This window comes from Arthrobacter sp. TB 23, from assembly GCF_000294595.1.
Lineage (GTDB): Bacteria > Actinomycetota > Actinomycetes > Actinomycetales > Micrococcaceae > Arthrobacter_D.
Window position 1 is genome coordinate 1 of record NZ_ALPM01000123.1, and the last position, 24,678, is coordinate 24,678.

28 protein-coding genes are annotated in these 24,678 nt (G+C 64.9%); 8 read left to right on the forward strand and 20 right to left on the reverse strand.

The window, feature by feature from the left end; genetic code table 11:
- The 16 genes from B384_RS0116520 to ybaK all read right to left on the reverse strand — a co-directional run.
- A partial coding sequence (locus B384_RS0116520; RefSeq protein ID WP_019484206.1) for an SDR family NAD(P)-dependent oxidoreductase occupies positions 1-626 on the reverse strand: 626 nt, incomplete at its 3' end.
- The gene (locus B384_RS0116525) at positions 626-1,558 is read right to left on the reverse strand and encodes a dihydrodipicolinate synthase family protein (RefSeq protein WP_019484207.1); all 933 of its coding nucleotides are present in this window, start codon (positions 1,556-1,558) and stop codon (positions 626-628) included. The genes B384_RS0116525 and B384_RS0116520, both read right to left, overlap by 1 nt.
- On the reverse strand, positions 1,555-2,793 hold the full coding sequence (gene lhgO, locus B384_RS0116530; protein ID WP_019484208.1) for an L-2-hydroxyglutarate oxidase: 1,239 nt from the start codon (positions 2,791-2,793) through the stop codon (positions 1,555-1,557). The genes B384_RS0116525 and lhgO overlap by 4 nt, the downstream gene beginning before the upstream one ends.
- On the reverse strand, positions 2,790-4,028 hold the full coding sequence (locus tag B384_RS0116535) for an MFS transporter (RefSeq protein ID WP_019484209.1): 1,239 nt from the start codon (positions 4,026-4,028) through the stop codon (positions 2,790-2,792). Before B384_RS0116535 ends, lhgO begins: the two co-directional genes overlap by 4 nt.
- A complete protein-coding gene (locus B384_RS0116540; protein ID WP_019484210.1) occupies positions 4,025-6,286 on the reverse strand; it encodes a TRAP transporter permease in 2,262 nt (753 codons plus the stop codon). The genes B384_RS0116535 and B384_RS0116540 overlap by 4 nt, the downstream gene beginning before the upstream one ends.
- On the reverse strand, positions 6,283-6,804 hold the full coding sequence (locus B384_RS0116545) for a hypothetical protein (RefSeq protein ID WP_019484211.1): 522 nt from the start codon (positions 6,802-6,804) through the stop codon (positions 6,283-6,285). The genes B384_RS0116540 and B384_RS0116545 overlap by 4 nt, the downstream gene beginning before the upstream one ends.
- 6 nt (positions 6,805-6,810) lie before the next feature.
- Positions 6,811-7,830: a TAXI family TRAP transporter solute-binding subunit gene (locus B384_RS0116550; RefSeq protein ID WP_019484212.1), complete on the reverse strand. Its 1,020-nt coding sequence runs from the start codon at positions 7,828-7,830 to the stop codon at positions 6,811-6,813.
- On the reverse strand, positions 7,827-8,522 hold the full coding sequence (locus B384_RS19385) for a carboxymuconolactone decarboxylase family protein (protein WP_019484213.1): 696 nt from the start codon (positions 8,520-8,522) through the stop codon (positions 7,827-7,829). The genes B384_RS0116550 and B384_RS19385 overlap by 4 nt, the downstream gene beginning before the upstream one ends.
- Positions 8,515-9,252 carry an SDR family oxidoreductase gene (locus B384_RS0116560; RefSeq protein WP_019484214.1) on the reverse strand — a complete coding sequence of 246 codons (738 nt, stop codon included), beginning with the start codon at positions 9,250-9,252 and terminating at the stop codon, positions 8,515-8,517. The genes B384_RS19385 and B384_RS0116560 overlap by 8 nt, the downstream gene beginning before the upstream one ends.
- Positions 9,253-9,410: 158 nt before the next feature.
- On the reverse strand, positions 9,411-10,082 hold the full coding sequence (locus B384_RS0116565; protein ID WP_019484215.1) for a GntR family transcriptional regulator: 672 nt from the start codon (positions 10,080-10,082) through the stop codon (positions 9,411-9,413).
- Between the two features lie 158 nt (positions 10,083-10,240).
- A complete protein-coding gene (locus B384_RS0116570) occupies positions 10,241-10,789 on the reverse strand; it encodes an NAD(P)H-dependent oxidoreductase (protein ID WP_019484216.1) in 549 nt (182 codons plus the stop codon).
- A complete protein-coding gene (locus B384_RS0116575; protein WP_019484217.1) occupies positions 10,786-11,844 on the reverse strand; it encodes an LLM class flavin-dependent oxidoreductase in 1,059 nt (352 codons plus the stop codon). Before B384_RS0116575 ends, B384_RS0116570 begins: the two co-directional genes overlap by 4 nt.
- A gap of 5 nt (positions 11,845-11,849) precedes the next feature.
- Positions 11,850-12,260, reverse strand: coding sequence for a winged helix-turn-helix transcriptional regulator (locus tag B384_RS19390; RefSeq protein WP_019484218.1), 411 nt, complete (start codon positions 12,258-12,260; stop codon positions 11,850-11,852).
- A gap of 167 nt (positions 12,261-12,427) precedes the next feature.
- The gene (locus B384_RS0116585) at positions 12,428-13,453 is read right to left on the reverse strand and encodes a M14 family zinc carboxypeptidase (protein WP_019484219.1); all 1,026 of its coding nucleotides are present in this window, start codon (positions 13,451-13,453) and stop codon (positions 12,428-12,430) included.
- 241 nt (positions 13,454-13,694) lie between these two features.
- Positions 13,695-14,861, reverse strand: a complete 1,167-nt coding sequence (locus tag B384_RS0116590) for a M14 family zinc carboxypeptidase (protein WP_019484220.1) — start codon at positions 14,859-14,861, stop codon at positions 13,695-13,697.
- Between the two features lie 133 nt (positions 14,862-14,994).
- Positions 14,995-15,480, reverse strand: a complete 486-nt coding sequence (gene ybaK, locus B384_RS0116595; RefSeq protein ID WP_019484221.1) for a Cys-tRNA(Pro) deacylase — start codon at positions 15,478-15,480, stop codon at positions 14,995-14,997.
- A gap of 159 nt (positions 15,481-15,639) precedes the next feature.
- Between ybaK and B384_RS0116600 the strand changes: the two genes are divergently transcribed.
- Complete coding sequence (locus B384_RS0116600) at positions 15,640-16,182, forward strand: hypothetical protein (RefSeq protein WP_019484222.1); 543 nt, start codon at positions 15,640-15,642, stop codon at positions 16,180-16,182.
- Between the two features lie 123 nt (positions 16,183-16,305).
- Here the strand turns inward: B384_RS0116600 and B384_RS0116605 are convergent, their stop codons facing one another.
- Positions 16,306-18,429: an acyltransferase family protein gene (locus tag B384_RS0116605; RefSeq protein WP_019484223.1), complete on the reverse strand. Its 2,124-nt coding sequence runs from the start codon at positions 18,427-18,429 to the stop codon at positions 16,306-16,308.
- Positions 18,430-18,575: 146 nt separating this feature from the next.
- Between B384_RS0116605 and B384_RS0116610 the strand changes: the two genes are divergently transcribed.
- Complete coding sequence (locus B384_RS0116610; RefSeq protein ID WP_019484224.1) at positions 18,576-18,785, forward strand: DUF2945 domain-containing protein; 210 nt, start codon at positions 18,576-18,578, stop codon at positions 18,783-18,785.
- A 3-nt stretch (positions 18,786-18,788) separates the two neighbouring features.
- Positions 18,789-20,021 carry an NAD(P)/FAD-dependent oxidoreductase gene (locus tag B384_RS0116615; RefSeq protein WP_019484225.1) on the forward strand — a complete coding sequence of 411 codons (1,233 nt, stop codon included), beginning with the start codon at positions 18,789-18,791 and terminating at the stop codon, positions 20,019-20,021.
- Between the two features lie 51 nt (positions 20,022-20,072).
- Here the strand turns inward: B384_RS0116615 and B384_RS19395 are convergent, their stop codons facing one another.
- Positions 20,073-20,357 carry a MerR family transcriptional regulator gene (locus tag B384_RS19395; protein WP_019484226.1) on the reverse strand — a complete coding sequence of 95 codons (285 nt, stop codon included), beginning with the start codon at positions 20,355-20,357 and terminating at the stop codon, positions 20,073-20,075.
- A gap of 145 nt (positions 20,358-20,502) precedes the next feature.
- Here B384_RS19395 and B384_RS0116625 point away from each other — a divergent pair, with 145 nt between their 5' ends.
- The 3 genes from B384_RS0116625 (at position 20,503) to B384_RS0116635 (ending at position 22,272) form a co-directional block, all read left to right on the forward strand.
- Positions 20,503-20,928, forward strand: a complete 426-nt coding sequence (locus B384_RS0116625; protein ID WP_019484227.1) for an Hsp20/alpha crystallin family protein — start codon at positions 20,503-20,505, stop codon at positions 20,926-20,928.
- 100 nt (positions 20,929-21,028) lie between these two features.
- Positions 21,029-21,400, forward strand: a complete 372-nt coding sequence (locus B384_RS0116630) for a hypothetical protein (protein ID WP_024476602.1) — start codon at positions 21,029-21,031, stop codon at positions 21,398-21,400.
- A gap of 236 nt (positions 21,401-21,636) precedes the next feature.
- Entirely contained in the window at positions 21,637-22,272 is a 636-nt protein-coding gene (locus B384_RS0116635; RefSeq protein ID WP_237715347.1) for a uracil-DNA glycosylase, read from the forward strand.
- An 81-nt stretch (positions 22,273-22,353) separates the two neighbouring features.
- Here the strand turns inward: B384_RS0116635 and B384_RS0116640 are convergent, their stop codons facing one another.
- Entirely contained in the window at positions 22,354-22,959 is a 606-nt protein-coding gene (locus B384_RS0116640) for a methyltransferase domain-containing protein (protein WP_019484230.1), read from the reverse strand.
- 54 nt (positions 22,960-23,013) lie between these two features.
- Here B384_RS0116640 and B384_RS0116645 point away from each other — a divergent pair, with 54 nt between their 5' ends.
- Positions 23,014-23,379 (forward strand): hypothetical protein, encoded by a 366-nt coding sequence (locus tag B384_RS0116645; protein WP_019484231.1) that lies wholly within the window; start codon positions 23,014-23,016, stop codon positions 23,377-23,379.
- 35 nt (positions 23,380-23,414) lie between these two features.
- A complete protein-coding gene (locus B384_RS0116650; protein WP_019484232.1) occupies positions 23,415-24,140 on the forward strand; it encodes a YqjF family protein in 726 nt (241 codons plus the stop codon).
- A 67-nt stretch (positions 24,141-24,207) separates the two neighbouring features.
- Here B384_RS0116650 and B384_RS19400 read toward each other — a convergent pair whose 3' ends face one another.
- On the reverse strand, positions 24,208-24,678 hold the full coding sequence (locus B384_RS19400) for an SDR family oxidoreductase (RefSeq protein WP_337459714.1): 471 nt from the start codon (positions 24,676-24,678) through the stop codon (positions 24,208-24,210).

Sequence of the window (24,678 nt, forward strand, 5' to 3'; positions counted from 1 at the left end):
CGAGCCTCGTCCGGGGTGCTGCCGGTCCGCTTGGCCGCCGCAGCGTCGAGGGACGCCACCCGGTCCGTGTCGATCCGGCCGGGCAGCACCATGTTCACGGTGACGCCGTCGGCCGCCACCTCGGCGGCGAGGGTTTTGAGGTAGCCGGCCAGCCCGGCCCGGCCAATGTTGGAGAGCGCCAGGTTGGGCAGCGGCTGCTGCACTCCGCTGGAGCCGACGGCGACAATCCGGCCCCAGCCGCGTTCGCGCATACCGGGCAGCACCAGGTTGGTCAGCCTCATGTGCTGCAGCAGCAACTGGTGTACCGCGGCCAGGGCCTGCTCGTCGCTGACATCCGCCGCACCGCCAGGGGGTGGGCCGCCGCTGTTGAGGATCAGCACATCGATTGGTCCGAAGGCCTGCTCGGCGGCTTCGACCAGGGCGGCGGGGGCGCCGTCGTCGGTCAGGTCCATCGCTATCCCGACGGCGGAGGGCAGCTTGGCGGCTTCGGCCTGCACCACGTCCTCGCGGCGGGCGGCGAGCACCACGTTGGCGCCCTCGTCGGCGAGTGCCTGGGCAATGGCCAGGCCAATGCCCGAGCTTGCGCCCGGTACCAGCACGTTCTTCCCCTTGAGTCCGGTATCCATCAGGCAATCTCCTTCACAGCATCAAGGTGGGCGTCGATCATGTCGGCGAGTGCCGGCGGCAACGTGGGGGACGGCGGGCGTACCGCGGCGTCGGCGATGATGCCGCGGCGGCGCAGGATCTCCTTGCGAAGGGCCAGCCCAATGCCGGGTTGGCCCTCGAAGTTGGCCAGCGGCAGCCACGGGGCAAACGCGGCCCGGGCGGCTGGGAAACCGCCGTCGTTGAACGCGGTCAACGCCGCCTGCAGGCCCTCCGGGTGGGAGAACCCGGTCATCGCGCCCGCCGCACCGGAGGCCAGCTCATCGAGCAGCCCGACCCCGCCCAGCCCGCCGAAGACCGGCACCGTGGTGGCAGCGGTCAGCGCGGCGATGGGGACGGCGGTGGGTGGCGCCTCGGACTTCACGGCGCTGATGAACGGGCAGAGCTCCAGCACTTTCAGAATCTGTGCGGCGCTGATCTTCACACCCGAAGCCACCGGATAGTCCTGCAGCACAATCCCGGCGCCGGTCCCGGCGGGGATGACCTCGTTGATCGCCGTCAGATGCGCGGCGAGCAGCTCGGGGTTGGCGCTATTGGCCTGCACCATCAGCGCACCGAGGTTGCTGCCCGCGGCGGCGACCGCGGTGCGCGCCTGCTCGACGGCGACCGCCGTCGACCGCGCCGACAGGCCGACCACCAACGGAGTGTCACCGGCTTCCTCGGCGACGGTCGTCACGATCAGGGTCTGCTCGGCGGTGTCCAGGGACACGCCCTCGCCAAACACGCCGAGCACCACCATGCCGGTGGCGTTCAGCCCGGTATAGAGGCGGACTTCGCTGCGGAGCGACTCGGTGTCGACGGCGAAGTCGTTGCCGGAGAAGGGTGTGGCGAGCACGCCCCAGAGGCCTTTGGCGAGCGGGGAAACAGGGGAAGTTGTCAGTGGGTGCGTAGTCACAGGGATGAGGTGTCCTTTCGGTCGGAGTCGCGGTCGAGTGCCAGCGAGACAATGTGCTCGGCGATGGCGAGCGAGGAGGTGGCGGCGGGCGATGGCGCGTTCCTTACGGACAGCACCGAGCCCTGCCGGGTGATCCGGAAATCGTCCACCAGGGAACCGTCGCGGGTCAGCGCCTGGGCGCGGATGCCGCGGGGGCCGGGGACGACGTCGTCGGCGGTGATCTCGGGAACGTACTTGCGCGCTTCGGCGACGAACCGGCGCTTGCTCAGCGACCCGAGCATTTCGGCGGCACCGGTGCGCCAGTGCTGCTTCGCGAAGGCCCGGAATCCCGAGTACATTACCGCGTCCTTGAGGTCGCGGGGCGAAATAGTGGACCACTTGTAGCCTTCACGGGCGAGGGCCAGCACCGCATTGGGGCCCACCATCACCTCGCCGTCGGTGGTCGGGGTCAGATGCACGCCAAGGAAGGGATACCGGGGGTCCGGTACCGGGTAAACCAGCCCGCGGACCAGATGCCGGCGTTCCGGGCGCAGCAGATAGTACTCGCCGCGGAAGGGCACAATCTTGGGGTCGTCGTCGTCGCCGGCGAGCTTCGCCACCCGGTCGGCCTGCAGTCCGGCGCAGACGATCACCGTGTCGTAGGCGTCGGAGGTTTCGGTGCCGTGGTGCTTGCCGGTGACCACCGTCTGCCCGGCGCGTTCGCTCAGGGCGGTGACCTCGAAGTTGGTGTGGACGGTGCCGCCGGCGGCCTCGACGTCCTTGGCGAGGGAGCGGGTGATGGCGCCGTAGTCGACGATCGCGGTGTGCGGGGAGTGCAGGCCAGAGGTGCCCTTGACGTGGGGTTCGAGGTCCAGCAGCTCGTCCTGGTTGATGAGGCGCACGCCCGGCACACCGTTGGCGACCGCGCGGTCCATGATGTCCCCGAGCCGGCCTTCCTCGACGGGGTTGCGGGCCACGAGGACCTTGCCGCACTCGTCGTAGGGCAGGCCCTTCCCTTCGCAGTACTCCTTGAGCATGTCCACGCCCTGCCGGCAGAGCCGCGCCTTCAACGATCCGGGCGTGTAGTACAGCCCGGCGTGGACGACGCCGGAGTTCCGGCCGGTCTGGTGTCCGGCAAGGATGGGTTCCTTCTCCAGCACGGTGACGTGGGCGTCGGGCTGGACCTGCAGCAGCCGGCGGGCGACGGCGGCACCAACGATGCCACCTCCCACCACTGCGAAACGCGTGGGTGTCATCTCTTCTCCTCCATTGGGGTCAAGGTGTGGTCTGTGGCCGGCGGCGCGGCGGCGGTGAGTGCCCGCGACCGGCGGATCATGCGGCGAGCCACCGTGAACGTCACGGCTGCCAGGGCGGCGACGACGGCGGCGGCCAGCCAGGCGGTGTCATACGAGGTGGCGGCGGTCAGCAGCCCGAACAGCAGCGGCCCGGCCGCGGCACCCAGGGACAGCCCGGTCTGGATGACGCCGGTGGCGGTGGCCGCGTTGGCGCGGTTGTCGCGGACCACAGCGAAGTGCACCAGGCCTGGCCAGGTCCAGCCGGCGCCGTAGGCCAACAGCGCACCGAGCACGAAAAGCAGCGAACTGGTGCCCAGGGCGAGCAGCAAATACCCAATCACCCCGGTGGCGAGGAGATTGGTGATCAGTACGAGCGGGCTGCGGTGCGGGTACCTGTCCATGGCGAGGCCCAGCAGGATGCGGATCACCAGGCCCAGCAGCGCTGCGCCGGCGAACAGCAGCCCGGCGGTTCCGGGCGCCATTCCGGATTGCACCGCCGAGTCCACCAGGAACACGCCCAGCGAGGTGGCCGCCGCGGCGGCGAGCCCGGCGCCCACGCTCAGCATCACCAACCCGCCCCTGGGGGTGCCGCGGTCGGCCTTGGGGGTTTCTCCGGGCTGGGTCGGGCGGGTGCCGGGTGCGCTGAAGAACGCCCACACGGCAATTGCGATGGCCATCAGGGAGCCGAGCAGAAACGCATACCGCCAGCCCACGGCGAGGGCAATCACCGGGACGGCGATCCCGGCAATCATCGAGGCCGCCGGGATGGAGGACTGCTTGACGCCGAACGCCAGGCCCAGCCGGTTCGGATTGACCGCCCGGGAAATGCCCAGGTTCGCCGACGGTTGGGCCATCGCGTTGGCCAGCCCACCGACAAACAGGGCCACGATCAGCAGCGCGAACGTCGGCGCCAGACCGGCACCGGCCAGGGCGACGGCGGCGAGCGTCGCCGAGGCGACCATGCCTTTCGCGGCGCCGATGCGCTGCACCAGCCCGCCCAACGGGCGGGCCAGTACACCGGACACGGTGAAGAGAGTGGCCGCAGCCATCCCCATTTCCGCTGGACCAATGTCCAGGTCCCCACGGATCTGCACCGCCAACGCACCCAGCAGGAAGGCAGGAAGCACCCCTGTGGTGGTGACGGAGACGGCCTGCAGCATGGTGACCGCTGCGTGCGTCGACGGTGCTTTGGTCATGAAGCGGCGGGACCCGTGGTGGGTTTCGACGACGCAACACTCTTCGGCGACGAGGTGACTGCCGCGGTGGACGACGCACGGTGCGCACCGGCCCCCGAGGAGGTGGCCGACGTCGTCGTCCTCGTTGCCGAATCAACCGAATCAACCGAATCGGTTGAGTCTGCTTCCGCCGGCTCGGCGTCCGGATCATACGGGTGCCGTTTCCGGCCGATCAGGTGCACCACCACACCGACGGCGATGATCGCGATGCCGATCCCAATGTTCAGCGGATCGAGGGTGAGCAGCGGGAGGGACCCGATGGCCAGGATGACCCGTTCCGGCCAGCGGGCCGGGCCGATGAGCCAGCCACCGGTGGAGACGGCCAGCGCTGCGACCGCGAGGATCGACACGGAGAAGGCCAGTGCCACGGTAGCGACGCCGCCCTGGAGCAGCAGCCCAACACCCGAGCCGGAGAGGACGAAGATGAACGGCACCAGGAAGGCGGACAGGGTGTACCGCCAGGTGAGCCACATGGTCTTGATCGGTTTGCCGCCGGTGATGGCCGACGCGGCGAACGGCGAGAGCGCCGTCGGGGGTGATACCTCGCTGAGGACCGAGTAGTAGAAGATGAACATCGCTGCGGCGAAGCCCGGCACGCCCACGTCCTGCAGGGCGGGGCCGATGATCACCCAGGAGATGATGAAGCTCGCCGTGACCGGCACCGCCAGGCCCAGCAGGATGACCGCGGTAGCCGAGAAGATCGCGGTGAGCAGGAGGCTGCCGCCAGCGAAGTCGACGATGATGCTGGCGAGCTTCAGGCCCAGACCGGTCAGGGTCATGATGCCCACGATCAGGCCCGCCGCCGCCATCACGGGGATGACGGAGAGGGCGCCGGTGGCTCCGGTGGCCAGGGCATCCCAGATCCGCCGGGGGGTCATCCAGGACTCGCGGTCGAAGAAGCTCAGCACAAAGGCGAGCACCGTGGCGAAGACCACGGCCCGGAACGGGGTCATGCCCATGGCCATGAAGGCGACGATGGCGATCAGGGAGCTGAAGTGGTAGCCGAAGCGCAGCAGCAGTTTACCGACGGGCTTGATGTCCATCTCCACTGCCTTGGTCTTGAACCGGCGGGCGTCCATCTCAATGGCGAGGATGATGCCGAAGTAGTAGAGCAGGGTGGGGATGGTGGCCCAGATCAGGACCTCAAGGTAGGACACGCCCAGCAGGGCGGCGATGATGAACGCCGCAGCGCCGAGGGTTGGAGGCGACATGATCGCGCCGATACCCGCGGCGGCCAGGATGCCACCACCGTGTTCCTTCGGGTAACCGGCCTTGCGCAGCAGCGGCCAGGAGATGCCACCGAGGGTGACGGTGGTGGCCACGCCGGAACCTGACACGGTACCCAGCAGGAAGCCCGCCAGGGTGACGGTCCGGCCGGGGCCGGACTTCGACTGGCCGAACGCCGAGAAGGAGAGGTCGATGAAGAACTTGGTGGCACCCGAGGCGCCGAGCACGGCACCGTAGATGGTGAACAGGATGATGTACGTGGCAGCGACGTCGGTGGGCACCCCGAAGATTCCCTGAGTGCCCATCACGTTGTGGCCCACCAGCCGGATCCAGTCGAACGACGACGTGTTGAACGGCGCCGGAATGTACGGGCCCCAGTAGGCGTAGGCGAAGAATCCCACGACCACCAGCGGCACCAGGATACCGACGGTCCGCCGGGCGGCTTCCAGGACCACGAGGATGGCGATGATGCCCATGGCCAGGTCGAGGTAGGTGGGATTGATGGCGCGGCGGAAGAAGGAGTCCCAGTCGGAAATGATGTAGGCGAAGGGCACCACGGCGATGGCAGCAAATACCCAGTCCAGGATGTGTGGATTATCGGATTTTCCGGTTTCCTTGGCCTTATCCGACCGGCCCCACCCGCGGTACACCAGGAAGGTCAGGGACAGCCCGACCATCAGGAACGCTGGCAGATAGAACTGCGTCGCCATCGGGTTGAACACCCAGTACAGGGCGAAGACCGACATGCCGCCGGCGACGACCTTGACCACCAGGGCAGGAAGACCCGCCAGCTGCCGGGCGGGTTTCTCCGCCTCGAACTCGGCGATCAGCGCGTCTTCATCGATCTCGTCGCTGCGATCGATCGGGTTGATCTCGGCGTCGTCGGGTATTCGCGCTTCGTCGCGGCGGCTCGGATCGATCGCCTCGTCGGGGGTGGGGCGGTGCAGCTTGCCGGCCTTGACGGCGCCGTCGCCGTCAATTCGCTCGGTCATGGGGTCTCCTTGATGTCTAGCAGGATGAAGGGCTGATCGTCGTCGACCATGTCCCACAGCGAAACGGGCGCTGTTCCGGGCAGGTGGAGGGTGCGTTCACCAAGATCGGTGGCGGCAATAGAAAGGTCCGTGAACACGGCGGGGTGTGCTGGGTCCGGCTCGACCACAAAGTTCCGCCGGTCGTTGGGGTCCGCGGGGGTGGGGGCGCCGGGGACACCGTAATACTCTTCGAGCACCGCGAGCTGGTCGGCGGCGATCTGGTGGAGCCGGAAACTGCCGTCGGGGAGGACCGTGTAACGTTCCTCGGCGATGGTTCCGTAAATCGAATTGCGGTAGCTGACCGCGAAAGTATCCCCGGAAAGGGGAACCGAGGCCAGCCCGCCGTCGTCGTTGGTGATCACGATGCTGCGCCCGGGAGCGTGCCGTTCGGGGACACTCTGGGCAGCAACCGCGAACGCCCCACCGCCCAGCGTGCCAAGGCACACCAGGACGGCGACGACGACAGCGGGCTTACGCATCAGTGGTTAGCCTGCGTTTTCGTCAAAGTACGCCTGGGCGCCGGGGCAGGTCTCGACGTAGGCGATGTCCCCGGCGGTGGCGGCATCCAGCTCGACGGCGGCGGGGTGCACCTGGGTGAGGGCTTCAACGTTGTCGAAGATCGCCGCGGTGATGTCCTGCTGCAACTGCTCGTCCATTTCCGGGCTGGCTACGAGGATGTTCGGTGAGGCGATCGCTGAGACTGCCTCCGTCTGGCCCTCGTAGGTGTCGGCGGGGATGTCTTCCTCGACGTAGTAGTCGCCGTATTCGGTGGAGAGCTGTTCGGCGTACTCCCCGATGTTGAGGAGGTTCATGTCCCCGTCGCTGGCGAGGTCGATCAGCGCGCCGGTGGGCAGGCCACCGGACCAGAAACCAGCGTCGATGGTGCCGTCACGCAGGGCTGCGACGGTTTCAGCGGCGCCGAGCTGACGGCGTTCCACCCCTGACTCGGGGTCGATTCCAGCGGCCTCAAGGATACGCAGGGCAGCGACCTCGGTGGCCGAGCCGGGAGCGCCGACCGAGACGACCTTGCCTTCCATGTCAGCGACACCCTCAATGCCGGTGCCATCAACGGTGACGGCCTGCATGAAGTTGTTGTAGGTGTTGCCCAGTGAGCAGATTTCGATGGGGTTGCCCTCGAAGTCGTTGACGCCCTCGACGGCGTCGGAAACAACGTCACCGACGGCGAAGGCCAGCTGGGCTGAACCGTTCTCGATCAGGAGCATGTTGTCCACGGAGGCGTTGGTCTCCTGGACCGTGGCGTCGTAGCCCTCGACGTTGTCGCGGATCATCGTGGCGAAGCCGCCGCCGAGGGGGTAATACACGCCGCCGGTACCGCCGGTGGCGATGGACAGGGTGCCGCCGTCGGCTGCGGCGCTGGCGTCTCCGCCGCCGCTGTCTCCGCCGCTGGTATCGGGGCTGCCGCAGGCGGACAGGAACAGTGCGGGGACGGTGAGTGCAGCGGCGGCAAGCCGGACCCTGCGACGGTGCAGTGGTGAGGTGGTCATGGACGTTCTCCCTTAGTGGTGGTGGTGATGTGTGATGGAGGTTGAGAATTGGGGGCGGCTGGCGCCCTGGCCGCTGGTGCGCCGACGTCACCGGCGGCGAGCAGCCCGGACAGGGCCCGGTAGTAGCCCACCAGGATGGACAGCTCGGTGATGCCTTCGTGGCCGTGGTGCTCGAGCGCGGCTGCATGGTCGACATCGGAGACGGCCCGCCCGTTGAGGAGGGCGGCGGTGAACGTCAGGGCCGAGAGTTCGTCGTCGGGTAGCTCAGCCGGGACGAAACCCCCACGGAGGTTTTCCAGTTCCGTCGGGGTGATGCCGACGGTGAGGGCTACCCTGCTGTGCGCATACCATTCGTAGGCTGAGCAGCGTTCGGCGGCGACGGCGCAGATCACCAGTTCGCGGGTGCGGGCGGGCAGTTTCCCGCCAAACCGGAGCGCTGCGCCCAGCGCCTGCACGGCCTGGCCGATCTGCGGGGCGTACAGCAGTGCGTTGAACGGCCCGGCCAGATGGCCGTCGTCGTCGACCACCAGGAAGGGGCCACCCGCACGGGGTGGCCCGGCGATCGTGTTGTAAAGGGCGAGCTGCTCGTCGTCGAGCACCCCCGGCGCGAGCAACGGGAAGCGGCCGCCGTCGGCCTTCTCGGTCGGCTGGCGCTCGGCTGACTCCTGCTCAGCCCACTCTTGCTCAGACAAGGGTCCGCCCGCCGTCGACGTAGAGCACATGGCCGGTGACAAAGGCGGCCTGGCGGGAGGCGAGGAAGAGGGCGGGGCCGGTGAGATCGCCGGTGGTGCCCAGCCGGCCGGCGGGGACGAGCGAGGTGTAGTGTTCGCGGACGCCCGGTTTGTCCAGATGACCGCGGGTGAGTTCGGTTTCCACGTAGCCGGGGGCGACGGCGTTGACGGTCACCCCGGAGGCGGCCCATTCGCGGGCCATCACACGGAGGAGCTGGTTCAGGCCGCCCTTGCTGGCGGCGTAGGGGCCGTGGTCCGGGTGGGCGAGCAGGCTCGATACGGAGGAACAGTACACCTGGCGCCCGTAGCCGGCAGCGACCATGAGCTTGCCGGCGGCTCGACCGAGGCGGAAGGCACTGGTGAGGTTGATGGTGATCATGCGATCCCAGTCATCGTCGGTGGTGTCGAGCAGTGGGACCCGGTTGTTGACTCCCACTGCGTGGACGAGAACATCGAGTCCGCCGAGTTCGGCGGCTGCGCGGGCGACGGCGTCGTCGCACCCGGCGGTGGTGGAGAGATCTACTTCGAGGGGGTGCACCCGCGGGTCCAGGGCGGCGAGACCGGCCGGATTGACGTCGGCGACCACCACGCGGGCTCCCGCCTCGGCGAAGGCTTCAGCCACGGCGCTGCCAATACCGCCAGCACCAGCGACCAGGACCCGTTGGCCACCCAGACCGAGCCAGTCACTCATGGAAGCGATCCTCGAAACATGGCTGCTGGCACTTCGGTACCCCGGGCAACAAGGGTGCGAGCAGCATTGAGGAGCGCGGCGGTGACCAGATCATTTGGATACTGTATCCAATTAGTGGTCAGAATGTAACAGGGATCACAAATATTACGTGACGGGGATCACTTTCCGTTCAGGAAAGTCCTGAGGGCGTCGACAGCATGACTGCGGTGTTCGTTGAGCAGGGTGATAACCCGGTCGGCATCACGATCGGCGAAAGCGTCGATGATGCGTCGGTGCTCGTCCTCGACCCGATGGCGGTTGACCTCGTCGCCGTAGTACACGAACCGGTAGGTCTCGGTGGCATCCCACAGCACCTGGATCAGTTTTTCGAGGCGCGGCATCCGGGCTGAAGTCACCATCAGGAAATGGAACCGCCGGTTCGCCTCGGTCATGGTCAGCAGATCTCCGGCCGCGCTCGCCGTCTCTACTTCCTGGGCTGCCGCTCTCAGCAGGGTGACGACGCCGTCGTCGGACCGCCTGATCGCGACTCGAACCGCTTCAGCCTCGAGGATCTCGCGGATGCGGTACACCTCGAGAAGGTCGGTGAGCGAGAGGGTGGCCACCTTGTAGCCGCGGTGTGGTGCGTACACCACCTGCCCTTCGCCTTCCAGTACCTTGAAGGCTTCACGGAGGGGGACGCGGCTGACCCCGAAGCGTTCGGCGAGGGCGTCCTGCCGGAGCGCCTGCCCGGGCAGTAGTTCGCCAGCGATGATGGCACGGCGCAGTTGTGCAAGGACAAAGGCGGGGGCGGTGGTGGGGCGCCGGGAGTCCGTCTCGGCGTCGTCAATCACGCTACACCGGGGTTCCGTAGGCCATTCCTCACCCGTATAACTCTAGCCGAATACCGATACGGCGGTCAGCGACCCCCTCTATCCGGTGAGCAATCCGGACTGAGTGGGTCAAGGTAGGCGCCGGTGGTGGAAATTTCCTTATCGAATGTCTACTTTGCTCACCGGTTGACGGTTTGGTGCAGGCTATCGATGACATCGCCCAGCCCGACCTCGATCCGGCTGTACACCTCAGCGTTGAGCACCAGGTCGCCGTCGAAGTCTCCGGAGTTCGCGTAGAAGCCCACGGGAATGGTCGCGGCCTGGAAGAACCCGAACAGTGGCCGGAGGGCGTGCTCGATGACGAGTGCGTGCCGGTCGCTGCCACCGGTGGCGACGAGGATGACCGGCGTGTTTGTCAGCGAGTACTGCCCCACCAGGTCGAAGAAGTGCTTGAACATCCCCGCATAGGAGCCGCGGTAGACGGGGGTCGCGGCGATGAGCAGGTCAGCCGACTCGACGGCGGCGTACTCGGCCTCGACCGCCGGGTCCAGATCCGCCCGCGAGATGGCGCCGGTGAAGGAGGGGCCCAGGTGGTAGACGTTGGTCTGGTGGACCTCGATCGCAAGCTTCTGCGACAGTGACTCGGTAATGAGCTTGACCAGGCCCATGGTCTTTGAGCGTTGGGTGGGGCTGCCATTGACGACGACGACGCGCAGGGGCCGGCTCATGCGTTCACCGATTCGCGGGAGGCAATCTCGGCGCGGATGACGGGCGCCACCTCGGTGCCCAACCGTTCGATGGCTTCCAGGTGAGTCTGCTGCGGCACTCCGCCGAAGCCCATCTGGAAGACGGCGCGGGAGACGCCGTACAGGTCGTGATAGGTGAGCAGCTTGTCGATGATTTCCTGGGGGCTGCCCACCAGGAGGCCGCCCGCGGGGGAGGCCTGGGCCTCGAAGGCGTTCCGCGGCAGATTGAAACTGGCTCCACGCTGGTGGTTGTTCTCGCCCAGACCGCGGGAGAAGTACGGGAAGAAGTCGTCGCGGGCGCTCTGGCTGGTCTTGCCGACCATGCCGTGGGCGTTGATGCTGATCCGCTGGCTGGAGGGGTCATGGCCGGCCGCAACCGATGCCTGACGGTAGAGATCCACGGGGCGCTCGAACTGGGTGATGGGGCCAAGCAGGAGGGCCAACGCCAGGGGCAGGCCGAGCTGTCCCGTGCGGACCGCCGAGGCGGGGGTGCCTCCGACGCCCACCCAGATGGGCAGGTCGCTGATCGGGCGGGGCGCGATGTCGGCGTTGACCAGCGGTGCGCGCAGGCTGCCCTGCCAGGACACCGGATTTTCGGCACGGATGGCCAGCAGTAGGTCGAGCTTTTCCCGGAAGAGGTCGGCATAGTCGCCGAGGTCGTACCCGAACAGGGGGAAGGACTCGGTATAGGACCCGCGGCCAGCGATGATCTCGGCCCGGCCGCCGGAGATGAGGTCAAGGGTGGCGAAGTTCTGGAACACCCGGACCGGGTCCTCGGAGCTGAGCACGGTAACGCCGCTGGTGAGTTGGATGTTCCTGGTTGCCATGGCTGCGGCCGCGAGGACCATGTGCGGGGCTGAGGCGACGAAGTCGGTGCGGTGGTGTTCGCCGACGCCGAAGACGTCGAGGCCCACCTCGTCGGCGACGCGGGCCTGCTCGATGGTCTGCTTCATCCGCTCCTCGGGGGAGGGCATGCGTCCGGTCGTCAGATCGGTGGTCAGCTCGCCAAAGGTGAGGATGCCAAGTTCGAAAGCCATAGTTTTTATCGTCCCTTGTTGAGGTGGTGGACTGTGGGCGTCTGTTCGGCAGCTGCGGTTTGCTCGGTCACCGAATAGGCGTGTCCCCACGCGGTGATGTCCCGCAGAATGGGCAGCAGGGCCAGCCCGGCGACGGTAAGTGAGTAGCGCACGCGGATGGGACGCCCGGCCATGACTTCGCGCTGAATGAGCCCGTCGGTTTCAAGTTCGCGGAGCCGCTTGGCGAGCATGGTGTCGCCGATGTGGGGGACAAATCGGCTGACGTCGGCGAAGCCGGTGTTGCCCTTACCGATCGCCTCGATGATGATGCCGCTCCAGCGCCGTCCGATGACGTCCATGGCGGCCACGAAGGAGGGGCATGCCCCGCCGTCGGCCTCGGCTTGATGCGCGGGTGCCGGACTTTCGTGATCGCTCACGGCGCACTCCCTTCACTGACCCACTGCCGTTGCAGTAGTAACTACGTCAACTGGAGTGACTCCGGTTCTATTCCCCGGAGTGCCACCCCAGCGCGGCAACGTCCGGGCAGCACAAAGGGCTGCTCCCAACCGGAAGACCGGTGGGAGCAGCCCTCTGTCCAGCGACCTTATTCCGTGCGGGTGTTCTGCACGGCCAGCGTGTCCCAGAACGAGGTATCGGCGTCTTCGATTGATCCGTCCGACAACGCGCTAACCGTTGCATCCAGAGTGGTAATCGTCTGCTTGATTAGGTACCCATTGCTCTTCTGTCCGAGGATTGCTCCCTCGTTGAAATGGTCAGACATGCCACGCATCTCGAAAAGCAACGTAGAGATGCCGTACTCGACAGCGATTCCATTCCGGCTGATGGTTTCTGCAGAGCCACCAGCGTACTTGCCAAGATGCCCCCACCCGGTGGAGTCCACGGCATCGAATACAATTGCTCCCAGCCGTTTGGATCCCTCGAGGACGTCGAGGTCCACGTTCGGTGTGGTCGGGTGCAAAATGGAGCCTGAGACCAGGCGCCCATCCCGCTCGCTGTTCGCGCCCTGGTGGTGGAGGTCAATCATGTAATCGACGTCGTACTTCGCCAGCACGTTGTTGTGGAGGGCTTGTGTTTCGGGCTGAATTTTGGTGATGTGGTCGCGGTTCAGGTCTACGCCCAGTGCATTGAACCGGGTGAGGTTCCGGTCGCCCTTTGCGATGTAGTTCTCAAGTGAAAAATCGACGTCGCCCATGGCGCCGTCTGCGTTGAGCATCGGAACCACCAGTACATTGACGCCGTCGAGAACATCTCCGGTTTTACCCGTGCCCAGATGCTTGATGTACTCAAGGGCTCCCTCGGTGGTCAACTGCTCGTTGCCATGCTGCTGGGTCAGAAAGAGGATGGTGGGGTTGTCTTGGTTCTGGATGTACTTTGCCAGATAGAGGTCACGCCCCTTCACGGACTGGCCGATCACTTCCAGTTCCATGTGCGGCTGTTTTGCATCCTGGTTCTGCAAAAACTGCACCATCTCGTCGTAGGTGCGGAGGATCGACGTATTGATGGTTTCCTTGCCGCCATACCCGGGGCCTTCGCCTACGGCAATGGCGGCGGGAGTTGCAGTGAACAACAGGGCTCCAGCCAACGCGGCAGCAGTGATCGATTTTTTCATAAACCTGGACCTCTCTTGGGATCTTATGCTTCCGGTCCCGGCGAGCGTACGCAGTGACCGTAACCGGAGCGTAATAGCAAAAAACCGATTGCGCTAGGCAATAAAACTATCTTTGACAAAGTCGGCTTGAAACTGCGGTCCGGTCTGGACAGCTCGCCCTGCAGGGACTATCTTGGGCTGGCCGCGGGGATCCTGCGTCGATGAGCTTTCCGGCGCACAATCCCCGCAGCCAGGACTGGTACTACGGTGTGACTGGTATGACGCCCGCGTAGTCGGTCAGGTAGCCGGTCACCGGTGCGTGCGGAATTTCCTCCCACACTTCAGGATCGACAGCCTGTACTTCCTCGGTGGCCAGTCCGAGCAGCAGCGTCTCCATGGCGAGGATGTTCTGCTGGATGCTCTTGCCCCTGGCCTTCTGTCCCAGCGAGCCGTCGCTGGTGTTGCCTGAGGTTTCGAAAAATACCACTGGAGTGGAGTGCCCGGTCGGGTTCATACCCTGGTAGTCCAGTCCGAGCATCATCGCTGACACCACGCCTCCCTTGATGTCGATCTCGAGGCTGCCTCCTACCTGGTAGCGGTCCATGTTGATGAATCCTGTTTTGCTGAGTTCCTCGTACACGTAGCCGTGCATCTGCCGGGTGAGGATGTCGTACTCGCCGTTAGCGAGGGTGGGAAGGGTGGGCCCGCCCGGTGCCAGGGAGATGCCCAGGGACAGGGTGACGTCGTCGCCGGTTCCATACTCCTGCTTGAGGCCCTGGTGGTGAATGTCGATGCCGTAGTCAGGCTTGACCATGGTCCAGTATTCGTAGAATGCAAGGGATTCGTCGGCCCGGAATTGGTCTGCGACCCAATCCCGGTTCAGGTCGACGCGCTGCTCCTTTCCTGAAGTGTCCAACAGCGGCGCGTTCGCTGCGTCGTCCCAGAGGACGGTCTGCCGGATGTTCATCTCACTTCCATCCGGGTTGTACATCGGGATGAAGTGGATGGTGAAGGCGTCACGGATTTCCTGGTAATTGCTTGATCCGTTGGTGCCGAGGCTCTTGAGCAGACTCAGAATGGATTCAGTTCCATACGGTTCATTGCCATGGATGCGACCCTGTACCCAAACATCCTCGGGTCCGTTTCCTACCGTGGCGACGTAGAGATCCTGGCCCTGTTCGCTCTTGTTGACCGTGGTGCCGGCCTCCTCCAGGGTGAAGACATCCACGTCGTAGCGGCTGTTTCGTTCAAGCTTGAGCAGGTCCTTGACCATGTCCTCGTAGGTCAGAATGCTTGCCGTGCTGGTCTTTCCCTCGGTTGAGGGGAAGTTGGCATCCGCCAGGGCGGGGCCGCTCCCGAGGAGGGGTAATGCAACCACCGAGGCTGCGCCCAAAGCCCAAAGCCTGGTCGATCTAAAGAATTTTCCCATGCCGGAATTCCTCCATTGACTGCGTTGTCATCTAGGGCCCGCCTAGAGGGCGGGTGTCAGAAGATTACTTTCCAGGGGTAACTATTGTCACGGAAACGGACAAAGTTTTTTTACGATAACGGATTCAGGTTCTTTATCGTTGCGCAATGGATGCCACTGTCGCGCTGGTCACCCTGATCAGGTCCGCCGGCGCCAGCTCAATCTCCAACCCGCGCCGCCCGCCGGACACCAGGATGGTGGCGAAGCTCAGGGCGGATTCATCGACCACTGCCGGGCTGGTTTGCCGTTGTCCCACCGGGGAGATGCCGCCCAGGACGTAACCCGTCCGCCGCTGGGCCAGCGCAGGGTCGGCGAGAACCGCCTTCTTCCGTCCGGAAGCGGCCGCGAGTGCCTTCAGATTGAGCGAGCTGGAAACGGGGACGACGGCGACCGTGAGCGTTCCGTCCACATCCACCATGAGGGTCTTGAAAACGCGTGTCGGGTCGACGCCGAGGGCTTCCGCTGCCTCCGCCCCGTAGCTGCCCGACCGAGGGTTGTGGGCGTAGTTCAGCACTGAGAAGTGGACCCCGGCGGCGCTCAAGGCGACGGTGGCAGGAGTCGCTGCTGGTGTGCGGCTCATGCGGGAAGCCTATGCGATGCCGGCGCCAGCGGGAGGCTTCAAGGCGCCCCGCAGATAGCCGCGGGCTGACCCCGGTGTGCGTAACCACCCGATAGTAAGTATGCTTAGGGAACAAGTTTTGCCGTTATTCAACGGAAATCTATTGGAGGAGTGATCACTATGGCTGGAAATCTACTGGCACGATCCGTTCACGATTTGAGTGCCGCTGCCTGGTTTGGCGGATCCCTGATGGGTGCCGTCGGCCTCAACGGCGCGGCCGCGGAGGCCAAGGATCCGAAGGAACGCACCCGTTTGGCGACGGTGGGCTGGGCCAAATGGACCCCCATCCAGACCGCAGCCTTCGGCGCCCACGCCATTGGCGGCGTCGGCCTCATCCTCGGCAACAAGGGCCGGGTCGCAGGACAGGACGGCGCGCTGGCCAACACCGTCGTCAAGTCAGTCGTGACGGTCGCCGGAATGGGCCTGTCACTGTACGCCGGGATCCTGGGCAAGAAGGTCGGGGAACTGGCCGATGAGGGTGCGAAAGGGGCAACCGAACCAGGCGCCTCCAGCTCACCAGAACTGGCCGCAGCACAGAAGCAGCTCAAGATCGTCCAGTGGGCACTGCCCGTGGTCAGCGGAGTGGTCATTGTCCTCGGTGCGCAGCAGGGCGAGCAGCAGCGCCCCGCGAACCTGTTGAGCGGACTCACCAAGCGCCGCTAGGCAGGTCGCTGGACAAACAGCGTGATCCGGACGAGATGAACCATCCGGTAAAGAGAGGGACAGGGCCACCGGCACTGTCCCTCTCTTCATGCCCGGCTGGAGGCATCTTGGTCCCGGCCGGCGTCAGCCCAAGGCGGCGTGGAAGCGCTCCTCGAATTGCGGCAGGGTTGTTCCGGTGTAGGAAATGGTGAGGTGGTTGTCGTCCAGGTAGACATAGACGTTGCCCACCACCGGGCTGCAGATCCCTGCGGGGCAGATCAGGTCGGTGAGGTCCATGAAGCGGAGCGCGCCGCCCGTTTCCTGCGCCGAGGGCACCGGCGCGGTCGCGGCAAGTTTCTCGCTAACCGGGAAGGTGCACTCGGCAGCGTCCGGCCCGTGTTCCTCGACGCAGTTGATCATATTGATTTCGAATCTGGGGTTATCCCGCATCCCGATCACGGGGATGCCTGCTTCCCCGAGAATTTTGCTGGCCTCAGCGATACCGGAGACCTCACGTTCGGCAGTGGTTGCCTTGTGGGAGATGGTCGCCATGGTGAACACGACGTCGGGCTTCATCCTGAGCGCGTAGTCCGTCGCGGCGTCGTTGAACGTGTTGCAGGCCTCGGAACGGTTGTCGCTTTCCGTGCCGTAGCTGCACCCACCCAGCAGCAGGGCCGTCACCTGGTAGTTGTTTCGCTGGGCCATAAGTTCGATGGGTTCCAGCCATTGCTCGGTGTGCGAGTCGCCGATGACCAGGATCTCTTTCGCCGGTGTTCCCTCCGCGGGGGTGAAGGAACAACCGCGGACAGCACGGTCGTTTTCTACCGGAATGTGCTCTCCTACGCACTTCTCGCCGAGCACGCCCCACTCGGCGTCGAGGCTGCCCAGATCCGGTAGCGGCGGCGAGTCACCCGTGGAGCGGTCGACGAAGCCGGGCAGCAGCGAATAGGCGCCCGGATTTTGCGTGTCGGATTGGCTGGCCAGGGCTTGAGCCTGTGCCCGCATGGTCCACTGCACGCTGGCCACCGAAACGGAGACGAGGGTGACGCAGACGGCGATGACTGCGAGGCTGCGCACCCGGCTAGCCTCTACCAGGGGAAGGCTCCGCAGTGGGCGTTCGACAAACCGGGTGGTGAAGTACGCGAGGATCAGCGACAAGCCGATGATGGCCAGGCCCGCAACGGGGCCGACGGCGTCCTGTCCCCGATACACGAGGTAAATGACCAGCACGGGCCAGTGCCATAGATAGAGCGCGTAGGACAGGTCACCCATTTTTACCAGCGGCCCCCAGGAGAGGAGTCGGTCAGCGCCGAAACGGCTTCCGGTTTGGCCAGCGGTGATGATCAGCGCCGCAGCGACGAGCGGCCAGAGCGCAACAAAACCAGGAAACTCGCCCTCGACGTCCACCAGGTAGCCGACGCTCAGCATCCCCGCCAACCCGATCCAGCCCGCCGCTACCGCTGCGGCCTTGGGCAGTTTCACATACGGCAGCACCAAAGCCAGCAGTGTTCCCAGCGCGAACTCCCACAGCCGGGCTCGGGTATCGAAATACGCGTAGGACTGGTTGGCATCGGTTTGATAGATGGAAAAGGCGAGCGACGCAACGAACAGCGCACCGAAGATCACCGCGGCGACCGTCTGGAACCGGAGGTGAATGCTTTTCGCCACCAGGCTCGCTGCCAGGAAGAGCAGCGGCCACAGGATGAAGACCTGGCCCTGGATGGAGAGGGACCAGAAGTGTTGAAGCGGACTGGCCACACTGGTGTCGGCGTAGTAGTCAACGGATTCGGACGCCAGCAGCCAATTCTGGAAGTAGAACAGCGACGCCCACGACTGCTCGAGCACCATACTCCAGCGGGCCTTCGGCAGAAACAGCAGCGACGCGGTGATGGTTCCGATCAGGACCACGACGACGGCGGGCAGCAGGCGTTTGAACAGGTGCACCCAGTGCGCCAGGAGGGCGAAGGGGGCTCCCCGGTCGGCTTTCCGCACGAACGTCAGGGTCATCAGGAACGCTGAAATGAGCAGGAAGATGTCCACGCCACCGGAGACCCGGTCAAACCAGATGTGGTAGGTGACCACCATCAGGACCGCGAGCGCCCGAAGACCCTGGACCTCGGGTCGGAACCCCTTACGTGTCGCCCCCGGCGCGGCCAAAGTCGACGTCGAGGCCGACGACGTCGTCGTCGCCCCGGGTTCCGGGGCGGGGGCTGTCGGCTGATCAGGGAGATGGCGACCGTGCACTGCTGTAGTTTCGCCGTCTTTCATGAAGTCCTCCGTCGTCGTGCAGGGTGATACCCCGCCTGCACGACAGCGTGCGTCTGGTGGCTTCCATCTTTTCATAGGTCAATCCCGCAGTCCTACACGGAAGAGGCCGTAGGCTGGTAAGCACACTGTCGATTGAAGGAGTCACTGTGGCACTGACCAAGGGCACGAGCGTGGAGTGGAACACCCCGCAGGGCACTACCCACGGAAAAATTGTGGAGAAGAAAACCAGTGATTTCCAGCTGGAGGGCAACACCCACCGTGCCAGCGACGACGAGCCACAGTACGTTGTCGAGTCGGACAAGACCGGCGCCAAGGCTGCCCATAAGGCCAGCGCCCTCACCGAGAAGTCAGCCTAGGCCGTGGCCGCTGCCGCAAGCGATCCGCAGCCGACCCGCCATCAAATAGTCATTATTGGCGGCGGAAATGCAGGAATATCGCTCGCAGCACGGCTCCGAAGGTATGGCGCCAAAGGCATTGCAGTGGTGGAGCCCAGCTCCCGGCACCTGTACCAGCCGTTGTTTTCCCACATTGCCGGCGGAACAGCCGAGGCGTCGGAGGCCATCCGGCCTCAGGCCTCGGTGATTCCCCGCGGCGTGACCTGGGTCAGGGACGCCGTCGTCGACATCGACGCAGGCCAGAACACCATCCACCTGGCATCAGGTGACCAGATTCGCTACGACCAGCTGGTGGTTTGCCCCGGCATCCAGAAGGACTGGGACGCGGTACCGGGCCTGGCGGACGCAATGGCATCGAAGTACGGGGCGTCCAATTATGAGATCGAGCTGGCACCCAAGGCCTGGGAGCTGCTGCGGAACTTGCGGCGCGGGACGGTGGTGTTCAACCTGCCACCGGGGCCGCTCACCTGCGGGGGAGCGGCGCAGAAGCCGATGTACCTCGCCTGTGACTATTGGGCCCAGCAGGGCGTTCTCGAGGACATCCGGGTGATGCTGATTGTTCCCACCCCGACGGTGTTCGCCGAGGCGGTGGCCAATGAGGAACTCAACCGCAAGATCGCCGAGTACGGTATCGAGGTGCGCCACAACAGTGAGATCACCGCCGTCGACGCCGTCGAACGCACCGTCTCGGTGCAGGACCTTGGTGCTGGCAGCGGTGTCGGTGGCAGCGAGACCCTGACCTACGATGTGCTCCACGCCGTCCCGCCGCAGTCCGCGCCGGATTGGCTCAAGGCCACCGATCTGTCGAAGCCCGGGGACCCTGCGGGATTTGTCGAGGTGGACCCCGAGACGCTGCGGTCCATCAGGTATCCGGCCGTCTGGTCCCTCGGTGACGCGGCGGCGACCCTGAATTCCAAATCCGGCGCTGCCCTTCGCCAGCAGACCCAGGTGGTTGCCAAGAACCTGATGGCGGTCCTGAAGGGCAAAAGCCTCAACGCGAAATACAACAACTATTCGGCCTGCCCGTTCACGGTGTCGCGGTCCACGGTGGTGTTCTCGGAATTTGATGACCAGTACCGGGCGAAGCCGTCCATCCCGTGGAAAGGCATCATGCGGGAGCACCGTGCCACCTTTGTACTGGAGCGGCGCATCCTGCCTTGGGTGTATTGGAACCTGATCCTGAAGGGCCGGGCCTAGGCCGCCCGGGCGGGTTACTCAGTCGGCTACTCGCCTGGCCTGCCGGCCGGGCTACTCGGCCGCGTCGAGCTCGTCGCGCAGCCTGCCGTTCGCGGCTTCCAGCACCAGGACCATCCTGATGCCGGCAAGATTCAGCCCCTCGCCGAGTAGTTGCTCGATGCGGCGCAGCGTCGCCACATCAAGATCGCTGTACTTCCGGGTCCCGCCGGGGGTTCGGGCCGGGTCGAGCAGGCCCTTCCGCTCATAGAGCCGCAGATTCTGCTGTCCCATTCCGACCAGCTCAGCCGCCACCGAGATGGCGTACAGGCCGGCGCTGGGGTCTTGTTTCTCAGTCATCTCCAACCCTCCAGCCGTGGTCCGAACTTATCGAACAATCCCTCTTGCATCAGTCTCTCACCAGTGCTATAAAAAATCTATGTCAATCACTACAGATGATTGGCAGGCTATTCATCAACTCAAGATGCTGAAGGAGTAAGGAACCATGTTGATGCGTACCGACCCATTCAGGGAGCTGGATCGTCTGGCCCAGCAGGTCCTCGGGACGACCGCCCGCCCGGCAGCGATGCCGATGGACGCGTGGCAGGAAAACGAAAGTTTTGTGGTGGCCTTCGATCTTCCAGGCGTCGACTCGAACTCGATTGACCTCGATGTGGAGCGCAACGTGCTCACCGTCCGTGCCGAACGGAGCTCCTCCGCCCCAGACGGAACCGAGCTGATCGCCGCCGAGCGCCCCCGCGGCGTCTTCAGCAGGCAACTGATCCTCGGCGACACCCTGGACACCGAAAAAGTGAAAGCAAATTACGACGGCGGCGTGCTGACCCTGCGCATCCCAATCGCTGAGAAGGCCAAGCCACGGCGGATCGAAATTGAAAGCAATGGGCAGTCCCGGCAGGAGATCAACGCCTGACGAGCGGCCCGCAACGAGCAGGGGCGGCCCTTGTCGGGGGGCAACGGGGGCCGCCCCACTTCCGCAGTAGACGACGGTTGAGGAAGTTAAGGGGTACATGATGTCCGGATGGCGGCGGTACGACGCTCAGCTGGTTCCCGCGTTCTATGAGCGTTTCGAGGAACGCTGGGGAAAGGGTGCCGCCCCGTTCCTTGACCCAGCAGTGGGTGGCGAGCCGCAGCCGCGCGCCCAATGGATCAATGTGGATACCGGCGCAGCTGTCGCAGCCGTCCCGATCTGGGGTGATGACCAATCGCAGCGGTCTTTCGGCGTGTTCTATCTCCCCCCTCAGGGAGACATCTGGGTGCTCAGGCCAGGCCACACCGCATACCTGGAATCCAGTGATGCGGTCGACGACGTTTCCCTGCGCAACGATGCGTTCAAGAAGGCGGTGTCCTTCGCGAAAAGTTTCATCTACGGCGACGATGCCTAGGTTGGTCGTCGGTCGCCGTCGGGCGTGCAGGTCTCCCACCTTCGCCGGGTAACGGCCAGAAACGCGGCGTGTTCGGCGGGACACGCCGTCTTCGGCCCCGGAAGTTGGGGAATCCTGCACGCAGTCCATGCACTCGAGCAAGGACCGGGTGACCCCGCGTTCAGCTTGGGCGCGTAAGCTGGAAGACTGCGGACAACATTATTGCCACTTCAGGCATTGTCCGCGAGGAGGCAAAATTGGCACGACGCATGGCGGACCCGGCTTACCGAGCACAGCAGTGGGAACGACGTTACGACCCGAATATCGAAGAAATCAACCGGATGTGTGACACTCTGGCCGAGCAGAAGCCGGACCGTTCACTTCCCTACATTGACCCCGCACATGACCTCGACGAGTGTCGGATTGTGAGCCTGTTCTCCAACCCGGGTGCAAGCCTCGCCTCAGGATTCGTGTCGGCGGAGAACGACGATCAGAGTGCTATCCGCACTGCTGAAATTTACGAAAGCGTTGGGCTGCAGCCCAAGTTCGTGATGCCCTGGAACGTTTACCCCTGGTACGTCACAGAGGTAAAGGAAAAGGCCCTCACCCCAGAGCAGATCGACGAAGGCGTCAAGCCTTTGTTGGCTTTCCTGCAGCGCGTCTCTCGCGCCTCGGCCCTCGTGGCTCACGGCACCGATGCGCACAAGGTGGCACGCCGCCTCACCCAGCTGGAGAACCGGGCCATTCAGCGCCGCGGTTTCAAGGTGTACAAGGTGCGCTCCACCGGCGACCGCGCGTTTGCGGGATCCCCGGCGAAGCAGGAAGTGTGGCGGCAGGAAATGCAGGCCGCCTACACCGACGCGATGGCACGCGCTGGGATCAGCCGCGCCTGATCAGGTGCTGGGTTGATCGATTACCGCCTGACGGCACCCGGGGAGCAGCTTTCGTGGCTCTCGCCGGGTGCCGTTTGTCGTTTAGACGGCGTGTTTGCGGGCTAGGACGGCGACCAGGAACGACGACGTCGGCTCCCACGGCCTGAGATCCCAGGTGGAGAACAGTGATTGTCGTTCGAGGCCGGCTGCGTCGGCGTCGGCGAAGAAGGTGTCGACGGCGTACCCGCGGTCGCTGCCGAAGCCCACCACCAGTCGGCCGTCCGGCATCAGATGCGCGTGCAGCCGCCGGAGCACCTCGGGCGCTGTTCCGGGTGCCAGGAACGGCAACACGTTTCCGGTACACACGATCAGTTCGAAGGTTCGCGCCAGCTCCAGGGCGCTCAGGTCCCCGGTCTGCCACCGCGATGTTGGATGGTCGTTCTGTGCTGCGGCGATGAGCTCGGCGTCCGCGTCAACACCCATGACATGGTGACCCAGCCGTGCCAGTTCCCCGCCGACCCGGCCGGTGCCGCAGCCGGCGTCGAGGATCTGGCTCCTTCGCCCGGCCATCGCGTCCAGCAGCCGCGCCTCACCGTGCAGGTCACGGCCCTCTTCACGCATCGCCTCGAACCGTTTGATGTAGCGGGCGGAGTGCCCCGGGTGTTCACGGTTTTCTGTAGCCCAAAGGGTCTCGTCATTCACGGGCACAGCCTACTAGGCATACGATCAGGAGGGCATTGTCATTCACTGTCGGAGGAAACTATGAGGATTGCTGCAAGAGGCTGGCACGGCGTCGTCGCCCTGATTGGACTTGTGAGCCTCGAAGCCCAGGTCATCGCACTGATCAATGGGGAAAACTACTCCCTGCTGGGCCCCGCGATGTCGTGGTGGAACTTCTTCAGCTACTTCACCATCCTCAGCAACATCCTGGTTCTGATGATCAACCTGGACCTCGCCCGCAACCCGGAGGGCAGGCAGTCCACCCTGTGGCGGGTGCTGCGGTTGAACCTGGTACCCGTACCCGTTTGTGGATCTGAGGCTCATCGATCCGCTCGAGGTCCTGATCAACTGCGTGTTCATTGGTGCCATGTTCGTGGGCTTTGGCTTTTCAGTTCTGCAAATCGATAATCGAATGAAACCAACGAGAACACAGGTGACCACCAATGTCTGACTCAGTCGTCTGGCCGGCAGCGCCGCCCCTCCTCAGCCTGCCGATCATGGACCAGGCATGGATGGATGCGGTCTTCCTGCACTGGCGGATCCCGGTGGCGACGGCCGCACAATTTATGCCGCCCGGTACTGAACCGGATGTGTACGACGGCGATGCCTGGGTGGGGTTGATCGGGTTCCGGATGGTCGGGGCCGGGATCGGTTCGGGGATGCCCATCCCTTATTTCGGGTCCTTCAGCGAGATCAACGTCCGGCTGTATTCGCGGGATTCGGAGGGAACCCGCGGGGTGGTGTTCCTGACCCTTGATGCGTCACGGTTGGCCGTGGTCCTCGTGGCGCGGGCGGCAGGAATCCCCTACGTGTGGTCCCGGTGCGCGCCGGTGCCCGACCCGGGTCTCGCAGGGTATACGGTGCAGCGGTTCAGGGGCGGGGCGACGTCGTCGTTCGCTGTCCGGCCCAACCGCTCGGTGGTCGCGACCGACCCGTTGACCATCAACCTCACCGCGCGCTTCGGCCTGCACTCCGAACTTGCCGGGCGCACGCTGTTCATCCCGAACACCCACGCGCCCTGGCCGCTGCATCCCGCAACAGTCGGGTACCTCGACGATGGGTTGGTCAGCGCCGCCGGAATCGAAGTGACGGGGCCACCCGAATCGGTGCTGTACTCGCCGGGTGTCCAGACGCAGTTCGGGAAGCCGCGAGTGATCCGGCGAGGCTGACCCGCCTCAAACCCCTACCCATCGAATGATGGGGACGGCGAGGAAGGCGCCGTTGGAAGGTATCGGGTCAGACCATTCCGGATGGCCGGATGTTCAGCGACTCGATGACCGAATCACGTGAAGCGTCCACTGCCAGGCGGACCGCTTTGGCGACCTGGTCAGGCTGGATCCATTCCTCGGGCCGGTAGGGCTTGCCCTCAAAGTCGTGCAACTCCTGCTGCATGTCGGTGGCCACCCGGCCTGGGTGGATGGAGCTGACCCGGACGCCGTTTGCGCGTTCCTCCTGCCGCAGGGCATCGGTGAAGGCCCGCAGTGCGAACTTCGTGCCGCTGTAAAGAGCAGACCCGTCGCCGGAGGCGTACCCTGAGCCCGAGTTGATGGCAATGACCTGGCCCTTGGCGGCTCGCAGCGCTGGCAGCAGCAGCCGGGTCAGGTTCGCTACGGCGAACACGTTGACCTCGAAACTTTTCCGCCATTGTTCGGGGGTAAGGTCTGCCACCTGGCCCATCTGCAGCACTCCCGCCGAGTGCACCAGCAC